The sequence below is a fragment of the Stenotrophomonas sp. 14P6.2.3 genome (assembly GCF_057799055.1).
The window spans coordinates 72,557-89,771 of sequence record NZ_JBYOLA010000006.1 but is presented as its reverse complement, the minus strand read 5'-3'; the positions used below and the strand labels follow the sequence as shown (position 1 = coordinate 89,771).

Genomic DNA, 17,215 nt, shown 5'->3' with positions numbered 1-17,215 from the left:
ATTTCCTGACGGGATGCGCCAGATAATATCCATTTTCCGGACACAATCCGTGCGCTAGAGTATCCACCTGTCTGAACGACCGGTCGTCTCCATGCCTGCCTCTCCCATTGCCGATTTCCACGCATTCCCTGACGCCCAGGGCCACTTCGGCCGTTACGGTGGCAGCTTCGTCGCCGAAACCCTGGTCGGCCCGCTGCAGGAACTGGCCCAGGCCTATGACCAGGCCCGTCAGGACCCGGCGTTCCAGCTGGCCTATGACCGCGATCTGGCCCATTACGTGGGCCGGCCAAGCCCGATCTACCATGCTGAACGCCTCAGCGACCACGTCGGCGGCGCGCAGATCCTGCTCAAGCGTGAGGACCTGAACCACACCGGCGCGCACAAGATCAACAACACCATCGGCCAGGCGCTGCTGGCTGCACGGATGGGCAAGAAGCGCATCATCGCCGAGACCGGCGCCGGCCAGCATGGCGTGGCCAGTGCCACCGTCGCCGCGCGGCTGGGCCTGGAGTGCGTGGTGTACATGGGCGCCACCGACATCGAGCGGCAGAAGATCAACGTCTACCGCATGAAGCTGCTCGGTGCGACGGTGGTGCCGGTGACCTCCGGTTCGGCCACCCTGAAGGACGCCCTCAACGAGGCAATGCGCGACTGGGTCACCAACGTGCAGGACACCTTCTACATCATCGGTACGGTTGCCGGTCCGGACCCGTACCCGCGCATGGTGCGCGACTTCAACGCCATCGTCGGCCGTGAGGCGCGCGAGCAGATGCTGGCCGAGTACGGTCGCCTGCCCGATGCGATCACCGCCTGCGTCGGCGGCGGCAGCAATGCGATCGGCTTGTTCCATGCCTTCCTCAACGACCGCGAGGTCGAGATTGTCGGCGCTGAAGCCGCCGGCGATGGCATCCACACCGGACGCCACGCAGCCTCCATCGCCGCCGGCCGTCCGGGCGTGCTGCACGGCAACCGCACCTATGTGCTGTGCGACGACGACGGCCAGATCATCGAGACCCATTCGGTATCGGCCGGCCTGGACTACCCGGGCGTCGGCCCTGAGCACGCGTTCCTGGCCGACAGCGGCCGCGCGCGTTACCTCGGCATCACCGACGAAGAGGCGTTGCAGGCCTTCCACCTGCTGGCCCACACCGAAGGCATCCTGCCGGCGCTGGAGTCCAGCCACGCGCTGGCACAGGCGATGAAGCTTGCGCGCGGGCGTCCGCGCGACCAGATCGTGCTGTGCAACCTCTCCGGCCGCGGCGACAAGGACGTGCATACCATCGCTGCGCGCGAAGGCCTGGTGCTGTGAGCGCGCTGCTTCGCAGGAGCAGCGCACTGCTGCTGGCGTTCGGTTTGGCCGCGTGTCAGCCACCGGAACCACCGGTGCTTGCGCCGGCTGCCAAAGCCACTACGCAGCCTGTGCAGCAGCCGGCCGCCAACGATGATCTTGACCCGATGGCGCGCACGCCCATCGTCGATCCGCCGTCCGCGGAAGGCACGAGCAACGGTGACGCACCGGCAGTGGCCTCGGTGGCGCTGGACCACGCCGGCGACGTGCTGGTTGGCCAGCACATGAGCGACGTCAAGCACCTCGGCTCGTGGGAGTCGCAGGGCGCGATCGAGACCTGCGAGTACTTCACCGGCAAAGGGCTGCCGCCGGGCGTTTCGATGATGGTCGACGATGGACGCATCGTCCGCTTCGACCTGGATCAGGATGAGGATGCCGAAACACCAGTCGCCCAGCCTGGCCCGTACGGCCTGCGCATCGGCATGACCCGCGCACAGGCGCTGGCGCAGTTCCCCGGCGCGCCGGTTTCCGAGCCGCATGCCTATCTGGACGACCAGGGGGAATACCTCACCTGGCAGGACCCGGGTTCCGACCTGGGCATCCGCCTGGAACTGTTTGAAGGGAAGGTTACCCAGATGTACTGGGGAACCAGTGAAGCGATTGAACTGATTGAAGGGTGTGCCTGAAATGTCCGTATCCCGACTCGATGCCTGTTTCCTGCGCCTGCGCCAGCAGCAGCGCAAGGCCCTGATCCCCTTCATCACCGCCGGTGATCCGTCCCTGGAAGCCACGGTGCCGGTCATGCACGCGCTGGTCGGGGCCGGTGCCGATGTGATCGAACTGGGCGTGCCGTTCTCCGATCCGATGGCCGATGGCCCGACCATCCAGCGCAGCTCCGAGCGCGCGCTAGGCCGCGGCGCAGGTAGCCGCTATGTGTTGGAGGCAGTGGCGCAGTTCCGCGAACAGGATGTGCAGACGCCAGTAGTGCTGATGGGCTATCTCAACCCGGTGGAGATCCACGGTTACGTGGCGTTCGCCAACGCGGCGGTGGCCGCTGGCGTGGATGGCGTGCTGCTGGTCGACCTGCCACCGGAAGAAGCCGGCGAAGCCCAGCAGGCCTTCGACGCTGCGGGTCTGGCGTTGGTTCTGCTCGCATCGCCGACCACCAGCGAGGCGCGCGCCGACAAGCTGCTGGCGCTGGCCCGCGGCTATCTCTACTACGTCAGCTTTGCCGGTGTCACCGGCGCCTCCGAACGACTGGACAGCGACGCGGCCAGTGCACGTCTGCAGGCGCTGCGGGCCAAGGCCAGCGTGCCGGTGGTGGCTGGGTTCGGCATCAAGGACGCAGCCAGTGCGGCGGCCATGGCCCGCCAGGCCGATGGCGTGGTGGTCGGCAGCGCGCTGGTGGCGGTGCTGGCCGAAGCGGCTACTGCCGAGGATGCAGCGCAGCGCGCCGCTGCGTTCCTGGCCCCGCTGCGGCAGGCGCTCGACGCGTAACGGTAGTGCCGGCCGCTGGCCGGCACCCTCCGTACCCGCCCGCGTGCAAGTGCTGCCGGCCAGCGGCCGGCACTCCCCACCACCTAAACGTACGTCCCAGCATGGTTTTTTCCGCCGGGCCCAAGGCCGGGCAGGGGGTGCACGGGCAGGGAAAGCGGAGCTAGACTGTCCGCCTTTGCGGCCCCCGGGCCGCCCTGAACGGAAGTGTCCTCCCGCATGAGTTGGCTCAGCAAGTTGATGCCGTCTGGCATCCGCACCGACAACACCCCCAGCAAGAAGCGCAGCGTCCCCGAGGGCCTGTGGGAAAAGTGCAGCAACTGCGGCAGTGCGTTGTACCGTCCGGAGCTGGAAGAGAATCTGGAGGTCTGCCCGAAGTGCGGCCACCATATGGCCATCCGTGCGCGTGCGCGCCTGGCCGCGCTGTTCGACGCCGACAGCACCACCGAGATCGCTGCCCGCCTGGGGCCGACCGACCTGCTGAAGTTCAAGGACCAGAAGAAGTACGGCGAGCGCATCAAGATCGCGCAGAAGAACACCGGTGAGTACGACGCGCTGATTGCCATGCGCGGCCTGCTCAAGGGCCGTCCCCTGGTGGCCTCGTCCTTCGATTTCGCCTTCATGGGCGGCTCGATGGGTTCGGTGGTCGGCGAGCGTTTCGCCCTCGCCGCCGAGACCGCCGCCGAGATCGGCGCACCGTACGTGTGCTTCTCCGCCAGCGGTGGCGCGCGCATGCAGGAAGGCCTGTTCTCGCTGATGCAGATGGCCAAGACTTCGGCCGCGCTGGGCAAACTGCGTGAAGCCGGACAGCCGTACATTTCGGTGCTGACCCACCCGACCACCGGTGGTGTATCGGCGTCGTTCGCGATGCTGGGCGACATCAACATCGCTGAACCGCGTGCACTGATCGGCTTCGCCGGCCCGCGCGTGATCGAGCAGACCGTGCGCGAGAAGCTGCCGGAAGGGTTCCAGCGTTCGGAGTTCCTGCTCGAACACGGTGCCATTGACCAGATCTGCGACCGCCGTGAACTGCGCGACCGCCTGGCCGACCTGCTGGCGATGCTGCGCCGCGAGCCGGCACCGGAGGAGGTTTGATGGGGAGCCGCAAGTACTTCGGTACCGACGGCATCCGTGGTCGGGTCGGCCAAGGCGCGATCTCGGCTGATTTCGTGCTGCGCCTGGGCAACGCCCTGGGCCGCGTGCTGGTCGCCCAGCGTGGCCAGGATGGGCGCCGTCCGATCGTGGTGATCGGCAAGGACACGCGGATCTCCGGCTACATGTTCGAAGCCGCGCTGGAAGCCGGGCTGGTCGCTGCGGGTGCTGACGTGCAGCTGCTCGGTCCGATGCCGACCCCGGCCGTTGCCTTCCTCACCCGCACCCTCGGCGTGGATGCGGGCATCGTCATCAGCGCGTCGCACAATCCGCACTACGACAACGGCATCAAGTTCTTCTCCGCCCAGGGCGAGAAGCTCGACGATGCCACCGAGCTGGCGCTGGAAGCTGCACTGGACGTGCCGTTCACCACGGCCGTTTCGGAGAAGCTCGGCAAGGCCTCGCGTGCACGCGAGGCCGTCGGCCGTTACATCGAGTTCTGCAAGTCCAGCGTGCCGCGCTCGTTCGATCTTCGCGGCGTGCGCCTGGTACTCGACTGCGCGCATGGCGCCACCTACCAGATCGCGCCGCTGCTGTTCCGCGAACTGGGGGCGGAGGTCATCGGCATCGGTGCCGAACCCAATGGCGTCAACATCAACGACGGCGTCGGTTCGACCCACATCGACAACCTCGCTGCCAAGGTGCGTGAGACCCGCGCCGACCTGGGCATCGCCTTCGACGGTGATGGTGACCGGGTGTTGATGGCCGATGACCGCGGCAACCCGGTCGACGGCGATGACCTGGTGTACATCCTGGCGCGCGCGTGGCAGGCCGAAGGTCGTCTGCGCGGGCCGGTGGTCGGCACCTTGATGAGCAACTTCGGTCTGGAAAAGGCCTTGGCCGAACTGCAGATTCCGTTCCAGCGCAGCAACGTCGGCGACCGCTACGTGCATCAGGCGCTGGTGGAGGGGGGCGGCGTGCTCGGCGGCGAAGCGTCCGGCCATCTGCTGTGCCTGGACCGGGCCACCACCGGTGACGGCATCGTCAGTGCCCTGCAGGTGCTGGTGGCGCTGAAGCAGCAGGGAAAGAACCTGCGCGAAGCGCTGCAGCCGTTGTCCAAGGTGCCGCAGAAGACGGTCAACGTGCGCCTCGGCGATGTCTCGGCCAAGGCCACCGTGCAGGCCGAGAGCGTGCAGGCTGCGCTGACCGAAGCGCAGCAGGCGGTATCCGGTCGCGGGCGTGCCTTCCTGCGTCCCTCCGGCACCGAGCCGGTGGTGCGGGTCACGGTCGAGGCCGATGACGCGACGTTGATGCAGGACACCCTGGATCGGCTTTCGGCGGCGGTCAGGACAGCGGCTGCGACCTGAGCCCTGTCGCTGGATCGAACCGACAACATGGCCGCCTGTGCGGCCATGTTGCTGTCTGGCGCAAGCAAGGTATCAGGCGCTGCGCGGCATCGCCGTCTGCCATTTCCAGGTGTCGCGGCACATGTCCGCCAGGCCATGGCGCGCGGTCCAGCCCAGCTCGCGCAGGGCAAGGGACGGGTCGGCAAAGCTCACCGCGATGTCGCCGGTGCGGCGACCGGTGATCCGGAACGGAATCGGCCGGCCGATGGTCTGCTCGAAGGCCTTGATCAGTTCCAGCACGCTGTGGCCCTGCCCGGTGCCCAGGTTCAGGGTGATGCTGCGGCGCTTGTCGCGCAGGTACTGCAGCGCCAGCACGTGGGCCCGCGCCACGTCTTCCACATGGATGTAGTCGCGTACGCCGGTCCCGTCGCAGGTCGGGTAGTCATCGCCGAATACCTGCACTTCGGGCAGCAGGCCGGCAGCGACCTGGGCGATGTAGGGCATCAGGTTGCTGGGGGTTCCGTGCGGCAGCTCGCCGATCAGAGCGCTTGAATGCGCACCCACCGGGTTGAAGTAGCGCAGCGTTGCCGCATGCAGCGTTGCATCGGCACTGACCAGGTCGGACAGCAGCTGCTCCACCACCAGCTTTGAACGGCCATAGGGTGTCATGGCGCAGGTCGAGGCCGTCTCGGCCACCGGGCAATGGTCCTGGTCGCCGTACACGGTTGCAGACGAGCTGAACACGAACGTGCCCACGCCGGCATCGCGCATGGCGCCGAGCAGGGCAAGGGTGCCGCTGATGTTGTTGTCGAAGTAGTCCAGCGGCATCTGCCGCGATTCGCCAACCGACTTCAGCGCAGCAAAATGCAGCACCGCATCGATCGAATGCTCGCGCAGCACCGCGGTGATCCGCGCACGGTCGCGCACGTCGGCCTGTACGAACAACGGTGTGGTGCCGGTGATGCTGCCGATCCGATCGATCACCCCGGCGTCGCTGTTGCAGAGCGAGTCGACGATGACCACCGTATGGCCCTGCTGCTGCAGTTCCACGCACGTATGGGAGCCGATGAATCCCGCACCGCCGGTAACCAGAACGTTCATTTCCTGTAGTCCTTCCACTCTGTTGGAGCTTCCTTGCCGAAGCCGTGTCAACCCAGTGCTGGCAGCGCCGTCACGGTCCCGGCACCATCTTCTTCTGCCGCGCCTTGAAGCCATTGAACAGCGGTGCGATCAGCGGGTTGTAGCTCCACGCGATGCGCTTGCGCAGCCAGCTTGCCGGCCGGTTGCGGATGGCGAAGCGGTAGATGCGCTCGGGATCGCCGCCGATCACGTTGCGTCCGAACGGATGGGTGGTATGCAGGTAGCGGAACCCCTGCTCACGCGCCACTTCGATGTAGTCCTGGTCGAAATCACCGTACGGCCAGCACAGCGTGTCCGATACCTCGCCCAGCTTCTCCAGCAGCACTTCCCTGGCCTTCGACAGGTCGCCACTGATACCGGCACGGCGCTGGGCGCGGTCCAGGTCCTGGCGGCGCAGCCAGCGCGTGTGGGTGTGGGTATGGCAATGGATCTCGAAGGTGCCGGCCTCGATGGCCGCACGTGCTTCGCTCCAACGCATCATCACTTCGTCGCTGCGGCCCTGCTTGTAGATCAGGTCTTCGCAGGCGCGATGCTCGGGCGTTTCCGGCAGCGTGGCACCGGTGATGCCGGCATGCGGGCGCATCGGGCCCTCGTGCATCCAGCCGGTCACCACGAACACCACCGCGTGCATGCCGTACTTCTGCAGGATCGGGTGGGCGTAGACCCAGTTGTCCAGGTAGCCATCATCGAAGGTGATCACGATCGACTTGCGCGGCACCGGCTTGCCGGCCAGGAAGCCGGCGTACTGGTCCAGCGTCAACGAAGTCCAGCCGGTGCGCGCCAGCCAGGCGATCTGGCTTTCGAAATTTTCCGGCGACACCGTGATCATGCCGGGCGAGTTGCTGACGTGATGATGCATCAGCACCGGTACGGTTCTGGCATTAGCCATGACCCAGCTCCTTCATCCATTGGTGGTAGTAGTGTTCGGTGGCTTCAGCGTGGCCTTCGGGGCTGAAACGCTTTGCGCTGCGGATCCAGTCCCAGCCGGAACGTCCCATCTGCCGGCGACGCTCGGGATCGTCCACCAGCAGCCGCAGCGCGCCGGTCAGGGCGGCGCCGTCACCCAGTCGAGTGAGGATGGCATTGCTGCCTTCCACCAGCATTTCGGGCACGCCGCCGACCCGGTGCGACACGATCGGCAGGCCCGCCTGTGCCGCTTCCAGGAAGACCGTGCCCGATGCTTCCTTGTGTGTGGCCAGCGCGAAGATGTCGAAGCCCGGCATCAGCTGGCTGGCATCGCTGCGGAAGCCCAGCAGATGGACCTGGCGCTGCAGCTCGTGTTCGGCGCAGGTGGCCTGCAGGCGCTGCATCACGGCCTGGCCATCGCCGACCACCACCAGATGCAGGCGGGGGTTGGCCTTGCACAGCGGCACCATGGCCTGCAGCAGTTCGGCGTGGCCCTTGGGTTCGCGCAGCACGGCCACGCAGCCCACCACGATGTCCTGTTCGTCGAATCCGAGCTCGGCGCGCACGCGTGAACGCGTCTCCTGCAGCGCCTGCCAGGACGGCTCCTGCGCGGCGTCAATGCCGGTTGGAGAAACCGCCATCGGCGGCACGATGCCGATGTGGTCGGCGGGAATTCCGCGGTCCGCCAGCAGTTGCTTGACGAAGTTGCTTACCGTGATGACCCGGTGCGGCAGGCCGGTGTAGGTCAGCAGCGAATTCACCGGGCTCATCAGGTGGCGCGAGCGCACCACCAGCGGTGTGCCGCCGAGGCGTGCACCCGCGGCGGCAATCAATGCATCGCGACGGCTGGTGGTGTTGACCACGTCGTAGCGCTCGCGGCGCACCAGCCGTGACACCGACCAGATGCCGCGCAGCAGCCGGCCCATGCCGCCCATGCGCAGCGTATGCACGGTGAAGCCATCATCGCGCGCGCGGGTGGCCAGGCGCGCGTCCGGCTGGCACAGCAGGGCGACGTCATGACCGCGCGCGCGCATCACCTGCATGTGGCGGAAAATGTAGATCTCCTGCCCACCCATGCCTTTGGCGGCTTCGGTATGCAGGATGCGCAGCGGACGGTTCATGGTGGATCGGTCCTTGGATTCAGCGGTTGCGGAAGCGCGTCAGCGCTTCCCATGCCGCGCGGAGGCTGGCGGCGTCGGGGGTCTGTTGCGGCAGGGGGCGGTAGCGCGCATCGAGCGCGGTGGCATTGCCGAATTTGTCGAACACGTAGATCGCCTCGCCATTGCGCACCGCGCGCTGCGACCAGCTTTCCACCACCAGCGCGCGCTTGCCGGTCGGTGCAGCCAGCAGGTCATGGCCGGTGCTGTAGTCGGTCAATGCGTTCTCGCAGCCCAGGCCGTGGCGCATCAGCGTCGGCACCCAGTCTTCATGCGAACTGACCCGCGCGTCGCGGCCGCCACCCTGGCCGGGCCAATGCAGCACGAAGGGCACCTGCAACTGGTAGTTGGAGAAGTTGCCGTTGTGGCCCCAGTAGTTGAGCTTGAGGTCGTTGAATTCCTCGGCGTGGTCACCGGTCACCAGCACGATCGTGTCCTGGTCCAGTCCCTGTGCGCGCAGATCATCCAGCAGTGATCCAATCAGGCTGTCGGCGTAATGCACCGCGGTGTGATAACGGTTCAATTCCGGCGTTGGATCGTGCTCGGGGCCGAACTTGAGAAAATCGATGGCATCGGCCATCGGCGTGGCGAGCGGCGGATAGCCGGCCGGCATGTGGTAAGGCGCGTGGGTGGAATCGAGGAACACGAAACCGAACCATGGGCGCTGTGCAGCCTGGCTGGCGCGGATGTCCTTCTGCAGTCCAGCGACGATGGCGGCATCGCGGCCGTCGGACGTCAGTTCGGACGGTCCCTGGTGCAGCTGGTCGCGGACATCGGCGAACGCAGTGCGATCGAACTCCGGGCTGTACAGCGGCGCGCTGCCATACAGATGCAGGTCATAGCCCTGCTGTCCCAGCACCTTGAACAGCTGCGAGCCACGCTGTTCGTCGAGCATGCTGGGCCAGTAGCCGCCCGGCAGGCCATACAGCAGGCCGAACAGGCCATAGCGGGTGGCGTTGCCGGTGCTGAAATGATGTTCGTACACCCGCGAGGAGCGGGCCAGTGCCGATGCGTTGGGCATGAACTGCGGGGTGAGCACGTCATGGCGCAACGACTCCAGCACCACCATCAGGATGTTCGGCCGCTGGTGGCTCTGGCAGCGCAGCGGCTGCAATGGATAGTTGAGCTGGGCATGGCGCGGATCGGGCAGGCCGACCTGGTGCTGGCTGACCACGCCGAAGCGGCGCATCGCGCTCTTGGCGGTGATCGGTTGCGCCCATGGCAGGTAATTCCACTGGCTGATCACTGCGCGTTCGCCAAGCGCGTCGTAGTAGGCAGTGGCGACCTGGCCGCCGCCCATCAGCAGGGCAATCACCGCCCAGGCCTGCAGTACCCGCCGCCGCCGCGGCGCTGCGGGCAGCAGCTTCCAGCAGGCCCAGGCCAGCAGGCCCTGCGCGGCGAAGATCGCCGATACCATGGCAGCCGCTTGCAGCCAGGTCTTCCAGGACAGACTCACCTGATCCTGCAGTGCGCCGCCGAACACCATGTTGGCGACCATCGCGTTGAGGTGGAAGCGATACAGCGCGAACACCTTGGCATCCACCAGCAGCAGGCACAGCCACAGACCCTGGCAGATCACCGCCGACACGCTGAGCGCGCGCGCACTGCGCGGCCACAGGCCGATGGCCAGCGGCAGCAGGCCGGCCAGTGCGCCGAACGCGAGCAGATGGCCGGGCAGGGCAATCGCCAGATAGGCAAGGCCGAGTGTCCCGCCGGGGTTGTCGCGCAGCGGAACGTTGCCCAGCGCGATGAGCGCGGCCAGCACCGCGTTGGCCGCGATGAACAGGGACCACCAGGCCAGCCTGCGCCAGCGTCGGGCGGGGCCGGGAAGAGCGGCGGCGGTGGCGTCGGGCAGGGCGGCGTCCATGGAGAAGGCGGGTTGGGATGGGGTAACGGGTGGCGTTTCCCGGCGTGACGAAGTCGTTAAACCGCGCGCGGGTGGCGCATTGTATCGGTTTGTTTCAGTGTGTCGGTGGCGTGCCCCGATCTATCTGTCACAATGTTCAGATCGGTCGCCATGACATGGCGGGCCCGTACCGACTCAACGACAAGCCAGGAACCGCTGTGAGCCAGATCCCCACCCTCGACATCACCCGTTTCGACAGTGACCGCGACGCCTTCGTGGCCGAGCTGGGGGCGGCATATCGCCAATGGGGGTTTGCCGGCATCCGCAACCACGGCATCCCGCAGGCCGACATCGATGCGGCCTACGACGTCTTCAAGGCCTTCTTCGCACTGCCGGATGAGACCAAGCGCAAGTACCACGTGGCGGGCAGCGGCGGCGCCCGTGGCTATACCCCGTTCGGTGTGGAGACCGCCAAGGGCTCCAAGCACTTCGACCTGAAGGAGTTCTGGCACATCGGTCGCGAGATCGCCGACGACTCCAAGTACCGGGACGTGATGGCGCCGAACCTGTGGCCGTCCGAGGTCGAGGGCTTCCGTGAGCGTGGTTACGGCCTGTACCAGGCGTTGGACAATTTGGGTTCGCGCGTGCTGTCGGCCCTGGCCCTGCACATCGGCCTGCCGGAGCACTTCTTCGCCGACAAGACCAATTTCGGCAATTCGATCCTGCGCCCGATCCATTACCCGCCGATCACCACCGACGACATCCCGAACGTGCGTGCCGGTGCACATGGCGACATCAACTTCATCACGCTGCTGGTCGGTGCCAGCGCGGCAGGCCTGGAAGTGCAGTCGCATGATGGGGACTGGGTGCCGTTCACCTCGGACGCGGACACCATCGTGGTCAACATCGGCGACATGCTGCAGCGCCTGACCAACCATGTGTATCCGTCGACCATCCACCGGGTGGTCAATCCCCCGGGCGAGCTGGCCCGCCAGCCGCGCTATTCGGTGCCGTTCTTCCTGCACCCGAACCCGGATTTCCTGATCGACGTGCTGCCCTCGTGCATCAGCGAGGAGAACCCGAGCCGGTACCCGGAGCCGATCACCGCACACGGCTTCCTCGAAGAGCGCCTGCGCGAGATCAAGCTGAAGTAATGAAGAAGCCGCCGAAAGGCGGCTTTTTCATTACGGGTAGCGCCGGGCCATGCCCGGCGAGCGCAGCGGAGGGTGTTCGGCAGGGTTGCACCCTGCACCCGCAGAGGCCAAAGCCAAAGCCAAAGCGGCTTCGGGTTTCTGCGGGTTGGGCGGGCCGGCGTGGGCTGGCAGGACACGCCGTAAACCCATCCCTGGGGGCTCGATGGCGCCATCCATGGCGCCAACGGTCCTGCCAGCCCACGCCGCCCCACCCCCGACAATTTCCCGCGGCTGTTGGTAGGTGTCGACCTTGGTCGACACGATCCATCCACGTCATGCGTGGATGAGATCTGTCAGGCCTCGAAGCGGGGCAGGGAGCTCGGTTTCTGCTCTTGATCTTCTTTTTTCTTTCCGTGGCGGGCGGAACCGCCGGAATGTGTCAGGGGCCGGGCGGGTGGGGCTGGCGAGGGTGTCCGCGGCATGGATGCCGCGGCCAAGCCCCCAGGGATGGGTTCACGGCGTCCCTCGCCAGTCCCACCCGCCCGGCCAACCCCCAGATCCCACCGGGCTTTCCGCGACCAACCCAGCCCAAACCCCGCCACGAGGGGCTGCGCCGTTGGCTGAAAATCCATGTAACCGCTTACAAAGAAACGGTTTTTTGCCGCAGCAGGTATCATGGGCGGCTGAGTTCACACAGGAGCCACCCGCTCATGCGCCGCAAGATCGTCGCTGGAAACTGGAAGCTGCACGGCAGCCGTCAATTCGCCACCGAACTGCTGGGGCAGGTCGCTGCCGGGCTGCCGAAGCGCGGGGTGGAGGTGGTGATCCTGCCGCCGATGCCCTACCTGGGTGAGCTGGTCGAAGACTTTGGCGACACCGGCCTGGCCTTTGGTGCACAGGACGTCAGCAGCAACGAAAAGGGCGCCTACACCGGTGAGGTATGCGCGGCCATGCTGCACGAGGTGGGTGCCCGCTATGGCCTGGTCGGCCACTCTGAGCGCCGCCAGTACCACAACGAGAGCAGTGAGCTGGTGGCCCGCAAGTTCGCTGCCGCCCTGCACGCCGGCCTGGTGCCGGTGCTGTGCGTCGGTGAAACCCTTGAGCAGCGCGAGGCCGGGCAGACCGAGTCGGTCATCGCCAGCCAGCTGGCCCCGGTGCTGGAGCTTGTCGGGGCGGAAGGCTTCGCCAATGCCGTGGTCGCCTACGAGCCGGTCTGGGCGATCGGAACCGGCCGTACCGCGACCAAGGAGCAGGCGCAGCAGGTGCACGCGTTCATTCGTGGCGAAGTCGCGCGCATCGATGCTAGAATTGCTGATTCACTGCCCATTGTTTACGGCGGTAGCGTGAAGCCCGACAATGCCGGGGAACTGTTCGCGCAGCCGGATGTCGATGGTGGGCTGGTTGGTGGTGCCTCCCTGGTGGCCGCCGACTTCCTGGCCATCGCAGAGGCGGCGGCAAACAATTAGTTACGGTTGCCGGCTAGCCGCCGGCACTCTAGTCCGAGGGCGGATTTCCAATGCTGATGTTGATCCTCAATGTCGTCTACGTGCTGGTTGCCGTAGCCATGGTCGCGCTGATCCTGATGCAGCGTGGCTCGGGTGCGGCGGCAGGTTCGGGCTTTGGCGCTGGCGCCTCGGGGACCGTGTTCGGTGCGCGTGGCGCGTCCAACTTCCTGTCCAAGTCGACCAAGTGGCTGGCCGTGGTGTTCTTCGGCATCAGCCTCTTCATGGCCTGGTACGCCGGCCATGGCAACCGCCCGGCCGCCGAACAGGATCTGGGTCTGATGTCTGCCCCGGCGGCCAGCGCTCCGGCCGCTCCGGCGGGCGAATTGCCGGCCGTTCCGAAGGCTGATGCGGTCCCGGCCGCCCCGGTTCCGGCCGCAACTGTGCCGGCTCAGGCGGAATCTTCGGTTTCTGGTGAAGAAAAGCCTTCGGAAGGCTCCCAGAAAGACTGAAGCCGGTTACAATACGCGGCGCATCGGGAAGATAGTCTGATGTGATCGTTTGCCCAGGTGGCGGAATTGGTAGACGCACTACCTTGAGGTGGTAGCGACTTAGGTCGTAGGGGTTCGAGTCCCCTCTTGGGCACCATTTAGTAAGTAAAGCGGGTTCGTCTGGCGCGCAAGGCGCCAGGCAGATTCCCGTCCACTCCCCCATGCCAAAGCGCCTGCAGGCGCAGCGGCAGAGGCAAGAGAGAATCGCTGTGCTGGCCGAATATTTGCCGTCTCTGCTGTTTCTGATCGTTGCCACCGGTATCGGCATTACGCTGATGCTGGTTGGTCGATTCCTCGGTCCCCGCCGCCCCGATCTGGAAAAGCTGTCGCCGTACGAGTGCGGCTTCGAAGCCTTCGAAGACGCACGCATGAAGTTCGACGTGCGCTACTACCTGATCGCGATCCAGTTCATCGTCTTCGACCTGGAAATCATCTTCATCGTGCCGTGGACGCAGGTCTTCATGGAGCTTGGCGCGCGTTCGCTCGTCACCATGGGCCTGTTCGTCGGCATGCTGTTCCTCGGTTTCATTTATGTCTGGAAGAAGGGAGCGCTGGAATGGGAGTGATTCAGACTCTCGATGGCCTGATGACCAATCCTGTCCCGGAAGGGCGGGTTGATGACATCCTGCGGCCGGAAGGCGACAACCCGCTGCTGGAAAAGGGCTTTGTCACCACCAGCGTCGATGCCCTGCTGAATTGGGCACGTACCGGTTCGATGTGGCCCATGACCTTCGGTCTGGCCTGCTGTGCGGTCGAAATGATGCACGCAGGTGCGGCGCGCCTGGACCTTGACCGCTACGGTGTGGTGTTCCGCCCGTCGCCGCGTCAGTCCGACGTGATGATCGTCGCCGGCACCCTGGTCAACAAGATGGCCCCGGCGCTGCGCAAGGTCTATGACCAGATGCCCGACCCCAAGTGGGTGATCTCCATGGGCAGCTGCGCCAACGGCGGTGGTTACTACCACTACTCCTATTCTGTGGTGCGCGGCTGTGATCGCGTGGTGCCGGTGGACATCTATGTCCCGGGCTGCCCGCCGACCGCCGAGGCGCTGGTGTACGGGATCCTGCAGCTGCAGAAGAAGATCTGGCGTACACAGACCATCGCCCGCTGACCCCTTCACCTGACAAGAGCGCGCCAAGCCCCCATGGCAGAGCAAGCATCCTTCATCGACCGACTCTCCGCACGTTTCGCAGGTGCGAAGGTCATCGTGGTCGAACCCCGCGGCGAAGTGACGCTGGAAGTGCCTGCCGCTGAGTGGCACGCCACCGCCCTCGCGCTGCGTGACGAGTTTGGTTTCGAGCAGGCCGTGGACCTCTGCGGCGTCGATTACCTCGGTTACGGCTCCGATGAGTGGGACACCGCCGACGTGTCCTCGCAGGGCTTCAGCCGCGGTGTCGAAGGCAAGGCCCAGGGCCGCTTCGCCTGGGGCGAGTTCCCCAGCGAAGAGAGCGCCGACGGTGCCCGCCCGCAGCACATGCCGACCCAGCGCTTTGCCGTGGTCGCACAGCTGCGTTCGTACCAGCACAACCTGATGATGCACCTGCGCTGCTTCGCGCCTGACGAAGCGCTGCCGGTGGTGTCCTCGCTGACCGGCATCTGGCCGGGCCTGAACTGGTTCGAGCGCGAAGCGTTCGACCTGTATGGCGTGATCTTCGAAGGTCACCCGGACCTGCGCCGGATCCTGACCGACTACGGTTTCGTCGGTCATCCGTTCCGCAAGGACTTCCCGCTGATCGGCAACGTCGAAGTCCGCTACGACGAAGAAAAGAAGCGTGTCATCTACGAACCGGTCACCTCGGTGGAGCCGCGTGTCGGCGTGCCGCGCGTGATCCGCGACGACGCCCGCCTGCAGACCGCTGCCGGCGAGCGCTCGCAGGAGGCAGTGAAGTGAGTCACGTACACCAGGCCGGCGAAGCATTCGCCAGCAATGCTGCCGAAAGCCGGCAGGAAATCCGCAACTACACCATGAACTTCGGCCCGCAGCATCCGGCCGCGCACGGTGTGCTGCGCCTGATCCTGGAGATGGACGGCGAGACCATCATGCGTGCCGACCCGCACGTGGGTCTGCTGCACCGGGGCACCGAGAAGCTGGCCGAGTCCAAGCCGTTCAACCAGTCGATCGGCTACATGGATCGCCTGGATTACGTGTCGATGATGTGCAACGAGCACGCCTACGTGCGCTCGATCGAGACCCTGATGGGCATCGAGGCGCCGGAGCGCGCGCAGTACATCCGCACGATGTTCGACGAGATCACCCGCATCCTGAACCACCTGATGTGGCTGGGCTCCAACGCACTCGACCTGGGTGCTATGGCGGTGATGCTGTACGCCTTCCGCGAGCGCGAAGAGCTGATGGACTGCTACGAAGCGGTCTCCGGCGCGCGCATGCACGCGGCGTACTACCGTCCGGGCGGCGTTTACCGCGACCTGCCGGACCATATGCCGAAGTACAAGGAATCGCGCTGGCACAAGGGCAAGGCCCTGAAGAACCTCAACGCCTCGCGCGAAGGTTCGCTGCTGGACTTCCTGGAAAACTTCACCAATGAATTCCCGGGCCGTGTCGACGAATACGAGACCCTGCTGACCGACAACCGTATCTGGAAGCAGCGTACCGTTGGCATCGGCGTGGTCACGCCGGAACTGGCCCACCAGTGGGGCATGACCGGTGTGATGCTGCGTGGTTCGGGCATCGCCTGGGATCTGCGCAAGAAGCGTCCGTACGCGAAGTACGATGCTGTCGATTTCGACATCCCGCTGGGCAAGGAAGGCGATTGCTACGATCGCTACCTGTGCCGCGTGGCCGAAATGCGCGAGTCCAACCGCATCATCAAGCAGTGCGTGGCGTGGCTGAAGGCCAACCCAGGCCCGGTCATGGTCAAGAACTTCAAGGTCGCTCCGCCCAAGCGCGAGGACATGAAGGACGACATGGAAGCGCTGATCCACCACTTCAAGCTGTTCAGTGAAGGCTATTGCGTGCCGGCCGGCGAGACCTACGCCGCGGTTGAAGCGCCCAAGGGCGAGTTCGGCTGCTACCTGGTTTCCGACGGCGCCAACAAGCCGTTCCGCGTACACCTCCGTGCGCCGGGCTTCGCCCACCTGTCCTCGATCGATTCGATCGTGCGCGGCCACATGCTGGCCGACGTGGTGGCGATGATCGGTACCTACGATCTGGTGTTCGGCGAGGTTGACCGGTAATGCCGTCCGCCACGCCAACGCCCGCTGCAGGCAGCCGGCGCAAGCCGGCGCCGCAGTTTCTGCAATTTCACGTTATGCATTTCGCTGAGGTCGGCCGATGAAGGCGACAGGTAATTTCGAGGCGGCGCGCGACGTCGACCCGATGGTGGTGTTGAGCGACAAAACCCGCGCTCACATCGATCACTGGCTGTCCAAGTTCCCGCCGGACCGCAAGCGCTCTGCCGTGCTGCAGGGTCTGCATGCTGCCCAAGAGCAGAACCAGGGCTGGCTGACCGACGAGCTGATCGCCGGCGTGGCCAAGTACCTGGACCTGCCGCCGGTGTGGGCCTACGAGGTTGCCAGCTTCTACTCGATGTTCGAGACCGAGAAGGTGGGTCGCAACAACGTGGCCATCTGCACGAACATCAGCTGCTGGCTCAATGGCGCCGAAGACATCGTGCGCCATTGCGAGAAGAAGCTGGGCATCAAGAACGGTCAGTCGACCGCTGACGGCCGCGTCTACCTCAAGCGTGAGGAAGAGTGCCTGGCCGGCTGCGCGGGTGCACCGATGATGGTCATCAATGGTCACTACCATGAGCGTCTGACCCTGGAAAAGGTCGACGAGCTTCTGGACGGGCTGGAGTAA

At 65.7% G+C, this 17,215-nt stretch carries 17 protein-coding genes and 1 tRNA gene; 14 read left to right on the top strand and 4 right to left on the bottom strand.

The window, feature by feature from the left end; genetic code table 11:
• The first annotated feature begins 91 nt into the window (after positions 1 to 91).
• From trpB to glmM, 5 genes are all read left to right on the top strand, one after another.
• Positions 92 to 1,309, top strand: a complete 1,218-nt coding sequence (gene trpB / locus AC27VL_RS07255; RefSeq protein WP_100553104.1) for a tryptophan synthase subunit beta — start codon at positions 92 to 94, stop codon at positions 1,307 to 1,309.
• Complete coding sequence (locus AC27VL_RS07250; RefSeq protein ID WP_100553103.1) at positions 1,306 to 1,974, top strand: hypothetical protein; 669 nt, start codon at positions 1,306 to 1,308, stop codon at positions 1,972 to 1,974. The genes trpB and AC27VL_RS07250 overlap by 4 nt, the downstream gene beginning before the upstream one ends.
• Position 1,975: 1 nt before the next feature.
• Positions 1,976 to 2,785 carry a tryptophan synthase subunit alpha gene (gene trpA, locus AC27VL_RS07245; RefSeq protein WP_191078755.1) on the top strand — a complete coding sequence of 270 codons (810 nt, stop codon included), beginning with the start codon at positions 1,976 to 1,978 and terminating at the stop codon, positions 2,783 to 2,785.
• 216 nt (positions 2,786 to 3,001) lie between these two features.
• A complete protein-coding gene (gene accD / locus AC27VL_RS07240; protein WP_089236309.1) occupies positions 3,002 to 3,877 on the top strand; it encodes an acetyl-CoA carboxylase, carboxyltransferase subunit beta in 876 nt (291 codons plus the stop codon).
• Positions 3,877 to 5,241, top strand: coding sequence for a phosphoglucosamine mutase (gene glmM, locus AC27VL_RS07235; RefSeq protein WP_100553101.1), 1,365 nt, complete (start codon positions 3,877 to 3,879; stop codon positions 5,239 to 5,241). The genes accD and glmM overlap by 1 nt, the downstream gene beginning before the upstream one ends.
• 72 nt (positions 5,242 to 5,313) lie before the next feature.
• Here the strand turns inward: glmM and galE are convergent, their stop codons facing one another.
• The 4 genes from galE to AC27VL_RS07215 all read right to left on the bottom strand — a co-directional run bounded on the left by galE (position 5,314) and on the right by AC27VL_RS07215 (position 10,290).
• Positions 5,314 to 6,321 (bottom strand): UDP-glucose 4-epimerase GalE, encoded by a 1,008-nt coding sequence (galE, locus tag AC27VL_RS07230; protein WP_100553100.1) that lies wholly within the window; start codon positions 6,319 to 6,321, stop codon positions 5,314 to 5,316.
• A gap of 70 nt (positions 6,322 to 6,391) precedes the next feature.
• On the bottom strand, positions 6,392 to 7,249 hold the full coding sequence (locus tag AC27VL_RS07225; RefSeq protein ID WP_100553099.1) for a polysaccharide deacetylase family protein: 858 nt from the start codon (positions 7,247 to 7,249) through the stop codon (positions 6,392 to 6,394).
• Entirely contained in the window at positions 7,242 to 8,387 is a 1,146-nt protein-coding gene (locus AC27VL_RS07220; protein ID WP_191078752.1) for a glycosyltransferase family 4 protein, read from the bottom strand. Before AC27VL_RS07220 ends, AC27VL_RS07225 begins: the two co-directional genes overlap by 8 nt.
• Before the next feature lie 19 nt (positions 8,388 to 8,406).
• Entirely contained in the window at positions 8,407 to 10,290 is a 1,884-nt protein-coding gene (locus tag AC27VL_RS07215) for a DUF3413 domain-containing protein (protein ID WP_346558526.1), read from the bottom strand.
• Between the two features lie 155 nt (positions 10,291 to 10,445).
• Here AC27VL_RS07215 and AC27VL_RS07210 point away from each other — a divergent pair, with 155 nt between their 5' ends.
• From AC27VL_RS07210 to nuoE, 9 genes are all read left to right on the top strand, one after another.
• On the top strand, positions 10,446 to 11,423 hold the full coding sequence (locus AC27VL_RS07210; protein WP_100461028.1) for an isopenicillin N synthase family dioxygenase: 978 nt from the start codon (positions 10,446 to 10,448) through the stop codon (positions 11,421 to 11,423).
• Positions 11,424 to 12,112: 689 nt separating this feature from the next.
• The gene (tpiA, locus tag AC27VL_RS07205; RefSeq protein WP_100553097.1) at positions 12,113 to 12,868 is read left to right on the top strand and encodes a triose-phosphate isomerase; all 756 of its coding nucleotides are present in this window, start codon (positions 12,113 to 12,115) and stop codon (positions 12,866 to 12,868) included.
• A 50-nt stretch (positions 12,869 to 12,918) separates the two neighbouring features.
• Positions 12,919 to 13,356 (top strand): preprotein translocase subunit SecG, encoded by a 438-nt coding sequence (secG, locus tag AC27VL_RS07200; RefSeq protein ID WP_089236303.1) that lies wholly within the window; start codon positions 12,919 to 12,921, stop codon positions 13,354 to 13,356.
• Between the two features lie 51 nt (positions 13,357 to 13,407).
• A tRNA-Leu gene (locus AC27VL_RS07195) sits at positions 13,408 to 13,492 on the top strand.
• A 112-nt stretch (positions 13,493 to 13,604) separates the two neighbouring features.
• Complete coding sequence (locus AC27VL_RS07190) at positions 13,605 to 13,961, top strand: NADH-quinone oxidoreductase subunit A (RefSeq protein WP_005414075.1); 357 nt, start codon at positions 13,605 to 13,607, stop codon at positions 13,959 to 13,961.
• Positions 13,952 to 14,506, top strand: a complete 555-nt coding sequence (locus tag AC27VL_RS07185; RefSeq protein WP_089236302.1) for a NuoB/complex I 20 kDa subunit family protein — start codon at positions 13,952 to 13,954, stop codon at positions 14,504 to 14,506. The genes AC27VL_RS07190 and AC27VL_RS07185 overlap by 10 nt, the downstream gene beginning before the upstream one ends.
• A 33-nt stretch (positions 14,507 to 14,539) precedes the next feature.
• The gene (locus tag AC27VL_RS07180; RefSeq protein ID WP_089236301.1) at positions 14,540 to 15,286 is read left to right on the top strand and encodes an NADH-quinone oxidoreductase subunit C; all 747 of its coding nucleotides are present in this window, start codon (positions 14,540 to 14,542) and stop codon (positions 15,284 to 15,286) included.
• On the top strand, positions 15,283 to 16,590 hold the full coding sequence (locus AC27VL_RS07175) for an NADH-quinone oxidoreductase subunit D (protein WP_089236300.1): 1,308 nt from the start codon (positions 15,283 to 15,285) through the stop codon (positions 16,588 to 16,590). The genes AC27VL_RS07180 and AC27VL_RS07175 overlap by 4 nt, the downstream gene beginning before the upstream one ends.
• Before the next feature lie 97 nt (positions 16,591 to 16,687).
• A complete protein-coding gene (nuoE, locus tag AC27VL_RS07170; protein WP_025876204.1) occupies positions 16,688 to 17,215 on the top strand; it encodes an NADH-quinone oxidoreductase subunit NuoE in 528 nt (175 codons plus the stop codon).

Coding starts and splice junctions, on each gene's coding strand:
- trpB (WP_100553104.1), top strand. CDS start 92: ATGCCTGCCTCTCCCATTGCCGATTTCCACGCATTCCCTGACGCCCAG.
- trpA (WP_191078755.1), top strand. CDS start 1,976: ATGTCCGTATCCCGACTCGATGCCTGTTTCCTGCGCCTGCGCCAGCAG.
- accD (WP_089236309.1), top strand. CDS start 3,002: ATGAGTTGGCTCAGCAAGTTGATGCCGTCTGGCATCCGCACCGACAAC.
- glmM (WP_100553101.1), top strand. CDS start 3,877: ATGGGGAGCCGCAAGTACTTCGGTACCGACGGCATCCGTGGTCGGGTC.
- galE (WP_100553100.1), bottom strand. CDS start 6,321: ATGAACGTTCTGGTTACCGGCGGTGCGGGATTCATCGGCTCCCATACG.
- AC27VL_RS07225 (WP_100553099.1), bottom strand. CDS start 7,249: ATGGCTAATGCCAGAACCGTACCGGTGCTGATGCATCATCACGTCAGC.
- AC27VL_RS07220 (WP_191078752.1), bottom strand. CDS start 8,387: ATGAACCGTCCGCTGCGCATCCTGCATACCGAAGCCGCCAAAGGCATG.
- AC27VL_RS07215 (WP_346558526.1), bottom strand. CDS start 10,290: ATGGACGCCGCCCTGCCCGACGCCACCGCCGCCGCTCTTCCCGGCCCC.
- AC27VL_RS07210 (WP_100461028.1), top strand. CDS start 10,446: ATGGCGGGCCCGTACCGACTCAACGACAAGCCAGGAACCGCTGTGAGC.
- tpiA (WP_100553097.1), top strand. CDS start 12,113: ATGCGCCGCAAGATCGTCGCTGGAAACTGGAAGCTGCACGGCAGCCGT.
- secG (WP_089236303.1), top strand. CDS start 12,919: ATGCTGATGTTGATCCTCAATGTCGTCTACGTGCTGGTTGCCGTAGCC.
- AC27VL_RS07185 (WP_089236302.1), top strand. CDS start 13,952: ATGGGAGTGATTCAGACTCTCGATGGCCTGATGACCAATCCTGTCCCG.
- AC27VL_RS07180 (WP_089236301.1), top strand. CDS start 14,540: ATGGCAGAGCAAGCATCCTTCATCGACCGACTCTCCGCACGTTTCGCA.
- nuoE (WP_025876204.1), top strand. CDS start 16,688: ATGAAGGCGACAGGTAATTTCGAGGCGGCGCGCGACGTCGACCCGATG.